We start from the raw sequence: 9,696 nt of genomic DNA, 5'->3' as shown, positions 1-9,696 counted from the left end.
TCCATTGAGAAGCCTTGTTTTATAACATTTTGTCTTGAGAACCAATATGTTACAAAAACAGGGCTTTTTTTCTACTCTTTTTTTATATCGAACTCAGGTTAAATAGCTGCCGTGTAGCTCAGTTGTATGCGGAATGCAGTCTGTATTCCACTGCGCTATGGCTTGCTTGAGCATATGTGCTGGGGTGTCTAAAGCAACTTCGGGCTGATGCAAAGCACGAATGGCTTGCTGTAATAATTCAGGAGCACGCTTGAGATCGAGTGCTTGAGCCAGGTTCTGTTTAGAGAGCTTTTGTCCCTGATCATTCATCGCGAGCGGCAGGTGCATATATTCAAGTTGCGGATAACCGAGCAGCGAACCGAGCCAGATTTGCCGTTCGGTATTGTCCAGCAGGTCGGCACCGCGAACTACGTGGGTGACTCCTTGCAGATAATCATCAACCACTACGGCGAGCTGATAATTGATAATGCCATCACGGCGCTTCAGCACAAAATCGCCCAGATCCTGTTGCAGGTTGGAACAATGTGTTCCTTGCAGGCGATCTGTGAAGCAGATCTGTTGATCTGGTACTTTGACACGGATGGCTTGTTGATCAAAAGGCAGATTCAAATCCCGGCAGGTTCCGGCATAAATATGATTGGAGCCGAGCATTTTACGGGTGCACTGGCAGGCATAGACCCAGCCTTGCTGATGCAGCTGTTCAATGACCTGTTCATACAGCTCTAGGCGGTCTTTCTGGAAAATGATTTCGGTATCGGGTTCAAACTGGAACGCTGCAATTGAACGCAGGATATGTTCTTCACTACCGGGATATATACGTGGCATGTCGGTATCTTCAATCCGAACCAGCCATTGCCCCTGATGGGCACGTGCATCACAATAACTGGCCACCGCTGTAATAAGCGAGCCAAAATGCAAAGGGCCGGTTGGCGATGGCGCAAACCGACCCACGTAATTCTCTTCAGCTTTCCCTCCCTTTTTTAAAGGGAGGGTCAGGGAGGGATTACTTAACACAGTATTAACCGTTATTTTGCTTCTCTTTGATTTCTGCCAAGGTTTTGCAGTCAATACAAAGGGTAGCGGTTGGACGTGCTTCAAGACGACGCAGACCAATTTCAATACCACAGGTTTCACAGAAACCGTAATCGTCGTTTTTAATCGCTTCGATGGATTGCTCAATCTTGCGAATCAGCTTGCGTTCACGGTCGCGGGTACGGAGTTCAATCGCAAACTCTTCTTCTTGTGTGGCACGGTCATTCACATCAGGCAAAGCGGTATTTTCGTCTTGCATGGTGTTGAGGGTGCGGTCTACTTCAGACATGAGCTCCGCTTTCCACGCCAATAAAATCTGGCGGAAATGCTCAAGCTGTCCTTCAGACATGTATTCTTCATTTTTTTTAGGCTGATAAGGTGCAATACCAAATAAGCTAGCAGTAGAACCACTTTCTGACGCTTTTGGCTTTGTTTTACGCACGCGTTTGGTAGATTTTTCATCTACCACATCAGTTTGTTCGTCCAAGACTTGATTTTGGTTGTCATTCGCCATATAGGGCATTCCTCATCATATGCGTATTATCTATACGCAAAAAATATGGTGATATGCAAGTGTTTTTATCCAACCCTAAGGAGATTCTCCTTCGAGGGTCGTCATCATATAGACTTTTTGTGCTTTTTGATAGTCTTTGATGCTTGGATTCTATCGATCATGCTTCCTTCGGAAGCCATAAAGTAATAGAAAAAAAGCAAAATGAAAAGTTAGTAACCTGAAATTTCGCTATTAATTTGTTGCCGTACTGTTTGGACACGCTGAATTCGGGTTTCAAGCTCACCATTGGCTTTCAGATGCAGGACACGAAACCCCGGGGCCTGGTCATCCAGGGCAAAATTTTCACTGAAAGGTTTGAACTGGACACAGGTCGACGGAGTTGAGAAAAACCGGATGTGCTGCCATTTATGACACGAATCCTGATGTACGTGACCAAAAATAACCGCTTTGACATGACTGTGCCTGGCTAAAACAGCGGTCAAATTTTCAGGGTTTTTCAGTTTATGTTGATCGATCCATTTTGATTGCATGGCAAAGGGATGATGATGACATGCCACGATCACAAATTGCTGTTGCAGTTCTGCCAGTAGCTGATCTAGCTGTTGTAATTGCTCTGGTTCAATCCGGCCATCTATTCTGCCGCCTACGGCTGTGTTTAGCAGCAGCACGCTCCATCTGCCAAAATGAATGGCGTGTACCTGATTTTTATGCTGATAGAAAGGGAACAGATCAATATCATCATGATTGCCTGGAATTTGATAAAAGGGAATACCAAGATTCTGCATATAAGATAAATAACGTGTATACGTCTGTTTGACCGGTACTTGCGCCAGATCCCCAGTATGAATAATGGCATCGGTACTCGGATATTGCTGCTGAATCTGTTGCATCACACCATGAAAGCTCTGTTCCGGATTCATCTCTACAAATTCCAGATCGTCCTGATCCATCAAATGTGTGTCTGAAATCTGGATAATGGTCCAGTCTTGCTGGTCTTCATTGGGTTGGTATAAAGTCATGTCCGACTCCCTAGACATTCCTTGTTGTTTTAATATGTTGTTGCAACCATTGCAAGGCCATAATGACTGGCGCATTCCTTAATCGGCCATTACTCAATAAGGTAGTGATTTCAATATAATCAATGATATGCAGCTGAATATTTTCCCCTTCATCCGGCATGCCAAACACTCCGCCGTGTTCAGGAAGATGCGCCTGGGCACTATATAAATGAAACAGTTCAGAACAGGCCCCAGCCGAAGGATAAAAGCTGAATAAATGCTGTAACTGGTCAATCTCGCAGCCAGATTCTTCCATGCTCTCACGACGTATACAGCTTTCCGGCGATTCATCACCATCGAGTACACCGGCAATCACTTCCAGTTGCCAGGGGGATTCTGGATCATCCATTGCACCGACACGGAACTGTTCAATCAAGGCAAATTTTTGCTGGGTATCATCATAAATCAGTACACCGGCAGCTTCAGGGCGGTGAATCAGTTCACGCTGCATGACCGGAGTGAATTTGCTCTGGTTAAATAAACGATGACAGAGATTGACTTTTTCAACCTGAATGAAGCCACGGAAAAGATATTCACGCGACTGAATTTTGACTTGGTCGTTGTTATATGTGGCTTGTTTAATAATGTTCATATAGCTCAGTCAGGATGAAAAGCATACATTCATCCTAACTGAGAATTTTATGAAAATAAAAGATTTTTTTTTAAGAATTACAGCTTGTGGTACAATTTTTGACCATGTTCATGATAGCTGGTTTTCATGGCATTCAAACCTGCTTCAATCTCTGTATCCTGTCCCTCGTTAGTTTGATTTTTCGCATAATCCCTCACATTTTGAGTGATTTTCATGGAACAGAATTTAGGACCACACATGGAACAGAAATGCGCAGATTTGTGCGCTTCCTTCGGCATGGTTTCATCATGCATGCTACGTGCCGTATCCGGGTCCAGACTCAAATTGAACTGATCTTCCCAGCGGAATTCGAAACGCGCTTTGGATAGGGCATTATCACGCACTTGCGAACCCGGATGGCCTTTGGCCAGATCGGCGGCATGGGCTGCAATTTTATAGGTGATGATACCGTCTTTGACATCTTTCTTGTTCGGTAAGCCCAAATGCTCTTTTGGCGTGACATAGCACAGCATGGCGGTACCGTACCAGCCAATCATGGCAGCGCCAATTGCCGAGGTAATATGGTCATAACCGGGAGCGATATCGGTGGTTAAAGGCCCTAGGGTATAGAAAGGCGCTTCTTTACAGACTTCCAGTTGCAAGTCCATATTCTCTTTGACCATGTGCATCGGTACATGCCCCGGACCTTCAATCATCACCTGTACATCATGCTCCCAGGCACGATGGGTCAGTTCCCCCAAGGTACGCAGTTCACTAAACTGCGCTTCGTCATTGGCATCCTGAATACAGCCTGGACGTAAGCCATCCCCCAGACTAAAGGATACATCATAGGCCTTCATGATCTCGCAGATCTCATCAAAATGCGTATACAGGAAGTTTTCCTGATGATGCGCCAGACACCACTGTGCCATGATGGAACCGCCGCGAGAAACAATTCCGGTTAAGCGGTTAGCCGTCAGCGGCACATATCTTAAAAGCACGCCGGCATGAATGGTGAAATAGTCCACGCCTTGTTCTGCCTGTTCAATCAGGGTGTCTTTAAAGATTTCCCAGGTCAGGTCTTCGGCAACACCATCAACTTTTTCCAGTGCCTGATAAATAGGAACCGTCCCAATTGGAACAGGAGAGTTGCGGATAATCCATTCACGGGTTTCATGAATATTTTTGCCGGTCGACAAATCCATAATGGTGTCAGCACCCCAGCGGGTGGCCCAGGTCATTTTCGCTACTTCTTCATCAATGCTGGAACCGAGTGCGGAGTTGCCGATATTGGCATTGATCTTGACCAGGAAATTACGTCCGATGATCATCGGTTCAATTTCAGGATGGTTAATATTGGCCGGAATAATGGCACGGCCTTCGGCTACTTCCTGACGCACGAATTCAGGGGTAATTTCGGTCAGGTTTTTGGCCCCGAAGTTTTGACCGGCATGCTGGCGTGCATCAACACCTTCCTGCTGGCGCTGGTTTTCACGAATGGCGATATATTCCATTTCAGGAGTAATGATGCCCTGACGTGCATAGTGCATCTGGGTCACATTTTTACCCGCTTTGGCACGGCGCGGCTTTTGAATATGGGCGAAACGGATTTCTGCCGTACGAATATCTTTCAGACGTTCCTGTCCAAAAGCAGAGCTCAGCGTCTCTAAACGTTCCGTATCCTGACGTTCCTCAATCCATGTTTCACGCACATTGGGCAAACCTTTATTCAGGTCAATGGCCACGTTCGGGTCGGTATAAACGCCTGAAGTGTCATAGACCATAATGGCCGGATTGTGTTCTCCACCCAGACCGGTTGGGGTCTCGGTCAGGGAAATTTCACGCATAGGCACCTGAATGTCACTCCGCGAACCTTGAATGTAGACTTTTCTGGAAGCGGGTAAAATTCGGGTGAGATCTTTGGCATCTTGCTCATGCTGAGCGGAAATATCTGTTGCAGAGCGATTCGTTAATTGGTCCATGGTAATGATCCTTGTGAATGACATCAACGAATCAAGCACGACCAAAAACGTGGCAGATTGATCTGATTGAATGATTTTAAAATCAACACAAATCAATTGAAGGCTTAGGTTTTTTGATGGCTTGATTCCTACGCAGGTCTTAACCTGATCAGGTTCAACGGTACTCACCCTCAAATGCCATATTTGCATATAGAATTTAGGCGATCTCAGCGAGTTGTTACTCGCGCTCCGTCAAGCTATGAATCAATACTACCATGTCCATGTACTAAAAAACATTCACATAAAACATCGCTTTTCGGCTGGCGTCCAGATCGGAGACAGACAGGCAGCTTAAACACAAACGGCATCACTAAAACAGTCACGCGGGTTGGAAAGGCTCAGATTTTGTAAACCCAAATATTCATCTAACTGTCTGAGTGCGAGCTGTTTTTCAGACATCGACAGTTGTTCTTTAAGGCTAAGCTGAACAGGAATTTCTTGTAAGCGCTGCTGTTCGGATAACTGTAGAAATTGCAGGAATTTGCTCGCTTGAACGGCTAAATGCGAGTTTTTGACCTGGGCTAATTTTTCAATTTCATCCATTGAACTGCTTTGTACTGCATATTTATCCAGGTAAGTATCCGAGACCGGCGAATCATGCATGCCTTTAAATAAAAACAGGCTATACATCTGTAAAAGATATTCCGCATCTTTACGATAGCTACTTTTCGGGTATTGATTTAAATATTCTTCCCAGAATAAAGCCCGGGTCACAATTTCATGCGGTTCAATCATCAAGATATGCTCTGAAAATACCGGCAGCGTATTTTGTGCCGCCAGATTTTCGATAAAGACCTGTTCGGCTTGCGGCATATAAGGCGCAAAAATTCTGGCTAAATATTCGGGGCTACGGCGATAATTGATCTGGCCTTTACCGCGATCATACAGCTCTATATAAGCTTGCCCTTTATGTTTTAATAAATATTGATCACGTAACGTCAGTTGTTCAAAACGGTTTTGTTGAATGGTCGGATGCTGCGATAAATCAAAAGCATACTCTTCGAAAGCAACTTGCTGTGGCGCTGTTCTATCCACGCTAAGGAAGTTGTTGTACATTTGATTGGACAGTTTTAATAAATGTTGTTGTTCTGCTAAGGTAGACAGCGGCAAGCATAACTTGAGATCCTGATTAATCTGTTCCAGGGCAAAAGTGGTGCGTTCCGCATTAATGGCCAGCATGTTTTTCTCAAGATTTTTGCATAATAGGTTTAAATCTACCGTTTCATCTTGTTGTGATTGTTTTTGTACCGGTTCTTGAATAGGTTGAGGTTCGGGTTTTTGACACCCGATGAGAAGGATAAAAATAAACAAAGGGAAGTATTGCTTAACAGAAAATTTTGTTTTTAACGGCACAGTCATTCTATATCGGGTACATGCGGCAATGATTTGCAGGGTATGCGGGTATTGTATAACTGAAAAAGTCTTTGTCTGTGTAGTGTTGTGAAGGATTTTGGTTACGTGCTGTGATGATGGAGCAGTCATGTGGAGGTTGATGAATAACAGCTGAGCAGATGGCAAAAATTAATAAAAATCATACGGAAAATTGAGCAGATCATTTTAATATTGCATAGCTTTTATTATAAATATGCATGTCTATGGATGGTCGCAGGTCGGGATTTACGATAAAAAATGGATATTAAAATAGTCATTGGTGCATGTGTGTTGCTGTTCAGTCCATGGAGTCATGCTCTGGATTTGGTGCAAGCCTATCAACGGGCGAAAAACAGCGATCCCAACTGGCAAGCCAATCTTTTACAGTATGAAGCAGATCAACTCAATCTGGGTATTGCCAAAGGGAATTTATTGCCAACGGTGACTGTTTCTGGAAATGTGATGCGTAAAAGCCAGCAGAGCAGTGATAGCAGTATTCCGGGTTTTCCGGCAGATGCATTTACGGCTTCCCCGTCTACTACTCGACAAATTGCCATTACTGCTCGTCAGCCACTATTTCGCTGGGATGCCTGGGAAGGTTTAAAGCAGATCAAAACTTCCGTTAATCTGAGTGAAATCACTTTACAATTACAGCGCCAGGAACACATTTTAAACGTCTCGGAAAGTTATTTTAATATATTGCGTCAGCAGAGTTTAACCCTAGCCAATCTGCAGGAAGAAAAAGCCCTGTTTGAACAGCTGAATGTGATGAATGCCAAATTAAAAGAAGGACTGGTAGCAAAAAGCGATGTCAGTGAGGCCAATGCGCAATATCAAAGTGCCCGGGCCAACCGGATTGCCACGCATGTACAACTGGTTTTGGCACAGGAACAGCTGACCCAGTTAATCGGGCCTTATCAAGAAAATTTGGCCGTACTCCGAGACGATTTTCAATTTCAAAAGCCTTATCCTGCTGATCTGGATGCCTGGACAGCGCTGGCACTGAGTCAGAATCTCTCTGTTCAGCAGGCACGTATCCAGCAGCGTTATGCAGAAGACCAGAAACGGGTAGAAAAAGCTGCCTTATATCCACAAATTGAGGCAGTAGGGACGTATGGATATATCAAGCAGTCCCCGCAAAATGTGGTATCCAGTGATGGCCAGTTTGACCAGATTGGCGTAGAGATGAACTGGAATGTTTATACCGGGGGCAGAACGCAAAAATCCATTCAAAAAGCCACGGTAAATGTGAAGAAAAGCGAATCCCAGCTGGAGGCTACAATTCGCAAAGCCAGTACCGATGTGAAAAAATCTTATATGCAGGTAGAAACTGATCAAGCCAAATTACAGGCACGAAAAGCCGCAATGGACTCTTCGGAAGTGGTTTCCCAAGCCTCTAAAGCACAATATCAGGAAGGTCTAAAAACCATGGTCGATGTGCTGCTGGCACAACGCAACGCTTTTTCTGCCAAACAGGATTATTTAAATGCAAAATATGATTATTTGATTAATGTGCTGCGTTTAAAAGCATCGGTCGGTAAATTGACCGAAAAAGACCTTGAAGAAATGAATACCTGGCTGGTTGACAAGTCGTTCAAGCCAGTCAGCTAATCTTGCAGTTTTTGTCATAAAAACTTCATAGTAGGTATGCTTTAATATTAAACAAGATCATTCATTTTAAAATCGCTGTTGTGGAGTACGTCCCTTGCCAAACAATCCGGTGTTAAATCACCATATTTCTTCGCAATTTAATGAAGATTTGCAAGATGTAAATACCAAGTTTATGACCATGGGGGGCTTGGTCGAGCAGCAAGTGGCCAACAGTATTCATGCCCTGTTAGACACTGATGCCGCTTTAGCGATTGAAGTGCAATTTCAGGATAATGTAGTCAATCGTATGGAAACCGAGATTGATGAAGCCTTGACCCTGATTCTGGCACGCCGTCATCCTGCTGCGATTGATTTACGTATGGTGATTGCCATGTCAAAGGCCAATACCGACCTGGAACGTATTGGCGATGAAGCGGCAAAAATTGCCCGCATTGCACAAAATTTATGTGAAGAGGGCAGTTCGCCACGTGGCTATATGGAAACCCGTCACATTGGTAATCAGGTTCGTGTAATGATTCATGATGCGCTGGATGCCTTTGCACGTCTGGATGTTGATCAGGCTTTACGAGTATTGCTTGCCGATGCCGATATTGACCGTGAATACCAGTCTGCGACCCGTACCTTAATGACTTATATGATTGAAGATCCACGTCATATTTCACGGGTCATCAATGTAATGTGGGTGTTGCGTTCTTTGGAGCGGATTGGCGACCATGCCCGTAATATTTCCGAACAGGTGATTTATATGGTCAAAGGGCTAGATGTTCGTCATACCAGTGTCGAAGAGATTGAACAGAAAGTTCAACGTTAATTATTCTAATAATTAAATAAAAAGCCTGCAATTTGCAGGCTTTTTAAATTTTAAAAATTTATTTATCAGGTGGCCGATTTAATAGAGCGGCTAATATAAAAGCTTCTATTTTCCCGAATATATAAAAATTAACAATTTGAGATAAGTGATATAAATTGTATCAAAAAGTGTGACTTATTTATCAAAAAAGTACACAAAATATATAACCCGAATTACGGATAAGAAAACCGCTTGAAAAAAAGATGGTTAGAGCCATTTAGAAAGTTACTACACAAACCAAAGACTCTAACCACCATGTTTGATTTTACAGAAATCTTCTGTGTTATTGATGATTTTTTTAAGAAATTTGAACCTATCTATTGGCAATTTCTCAAGCAGGAAAATAAGCGTAAACGAATTCGATTAGCAACCTTATTTATCCCTCTCTGAAATTGTGACGATTGCAATTTGTTATAAAACATCGCAAGTAAATAATTTTAAAACATTTTTCCAATTGCTTTATCAATTTGAGAGTAAATTATTTAAGTCTTTGCCTTGCTATAAAAATATGCTCAGCCTGATTAACCAACATCAGCTTGTGATTCATGCACTACACCGTGCTTTAAGCAAAGGACAAGCATGTCAATATCTATGGATTGACTCAACACCTTTACCTGTTTGTAAAAACAAAAGAATTCCTAGAGGCCACCATGCTTTGGAGGATATTA

At 43.4% G+C, this 9,696-nt stretch carries 8 protein-coding genes, 1 pseudogene and 1 riboswitch; of the genes and pseudogenes, 3 read left to right on the top strand and 6 right to left on the bottom strand.

Annotation, left to right across the window (positions count from 1 at the left end):
- Nucleotides 1-93: 93 nt before the first annotated feature.
- From gluQRS to ACE01T_RS09885, 6 genes are all read right to left on the bottom strand, one after another.
- A complete protein-coding gene (gene gluQRS / locus ACE01T_RS09910) occupies nucleotides 94-1,014 on the bottom strand; it encodes a tRNA glutamyl-Q(34) synthetase GluQRS (RefSeq protein WP_395519193.1) in 921 nt (306 codons plus the stop codon).
- A 4-nt stretch (nucleotides 1,015-1,018) separates the two neighbouring features.
- Entirely contained in the window at nucleotides 1,019-1,546 is a 528-nt protein-coding gene (gene dksA / locus ACE01T_RS09905) for an RNA polymerase-binding protein DksA (RefSeq protein ID WP_086174133.1), read from the bottom strand.
- A gap of 209 nt (nucleotides 1,547-1,755) precedes the next feature.
- Nucleotides 1,756-2,565 carry a 3',5'-cyclic-AMP phosphodiesterase gene (gene cpdA, locus ACE01T_RS09900; RefSeq protein WP_180176195.1) on the bottom strand — a complete coding sequence of 270 codons (810 nt, stop codon included), beginning with the start codon at nucleotides 2,563-2,565 and terminating at the stop codon, nucleotides 1,756-1,758.
- Between the two features lie 10 nt (nucleotides 2,566-2,575).
- Complete coding sequence (locus ACE01T_RS09895) at nucleotides 2,576-3,196, bottom strand: NUDIX domain-containing protein (protein WP_180042622.1); 621 nt, start codon at nucleotides 3,194-3,196, stop codon at nucleotides 2,576-2,578.
- A gap of 77 nt (nucleotides 3,197-3,273) precedes the next feature.
- A complete protein-coding gene (thiC, locus tag ACE01T_RS09890; RefSeq protein ID WP_086195420.1) occupies nucleotides 3,274-5,157 on the bottom strand; it encodes a phosphomethylpyrimidine synthase ThiC in 1,884 nt (627 codons plus the stop codon).
- A gap of 108 nt (nucleotides 5,158-5,265) precedes the next feature.
- A riboswitch (TPP riboswitch) is annotated at nucleotides 5,266-5,398 on the bottom strand.
- Nucleotides 5,399-5,487: 89 nt separating this feature from the next.
- A complete protein-coding gene (locus ACE01T_RS09885; protein WP_395519194.1) occupies nucleotides 5,488-6,555 on the bottom strand; it encodes a hypothetical protein in 1,068 nt (355 codons plus the stop codon).
- 270 nt (nucleotides 6,556-6,825) lie between these two features.
- Between ACE01T_RS09885 and abuO the strand changes: the two genes are divergently transcribed.
- From abuO to ACE01T_RS09870, 3 genes and pseudogenes are all read left to right on the top strand, one after another.
- The gene (abuO, locus tag ACE01T_RS09880) at nucleotides 6,826-8,178 is read left to right on the top strand and encodes a multidrug efflux outer membrane protein AbuO (RefSeq protein ID WP_086195192.1); all 1,353 of its coding nucleotides are present in this window, start codon (nucleotides 6,826-6,828) and stop codon (nucleotides 8,176-8,178) included.
- A gap of 94 nt (nucleotides 8,179-8,272) precedes the next feature.
- Complete coding sequence (phoU, locus tag ACE01T_RS09875; protein WP_086195193.1) at nucleotides 8,273-8,989, top strand: phosphate signaling complex protein PhoU; 717 nt, start codon at nucleotides 8,273-8,275, stop codon at nucleotides 8,987-8,989.
- A gap of 294 nt (nucleotides 8,990-9,283) precedes the next feature.
- A pseudogene (locus ACE01T_RS09870) lies at nucleotides 9,284-9,696 on the top strand (transposase family protein); the annotation flags it as partial.

The sequence above is a fragment of the Acinetobacter uliginosus genome (assembly GCF_044130295.1).
GTDB lineage: Bacteria > Pseudomonadota > Gammaproteobacteria > Pseudomonadales > Moraxellaceae > Acinetobacter.
Note: the sequence above shows the minus strand (reverse complement) of the source record. Positions and strands in the feature narration are given on the sequence as shown.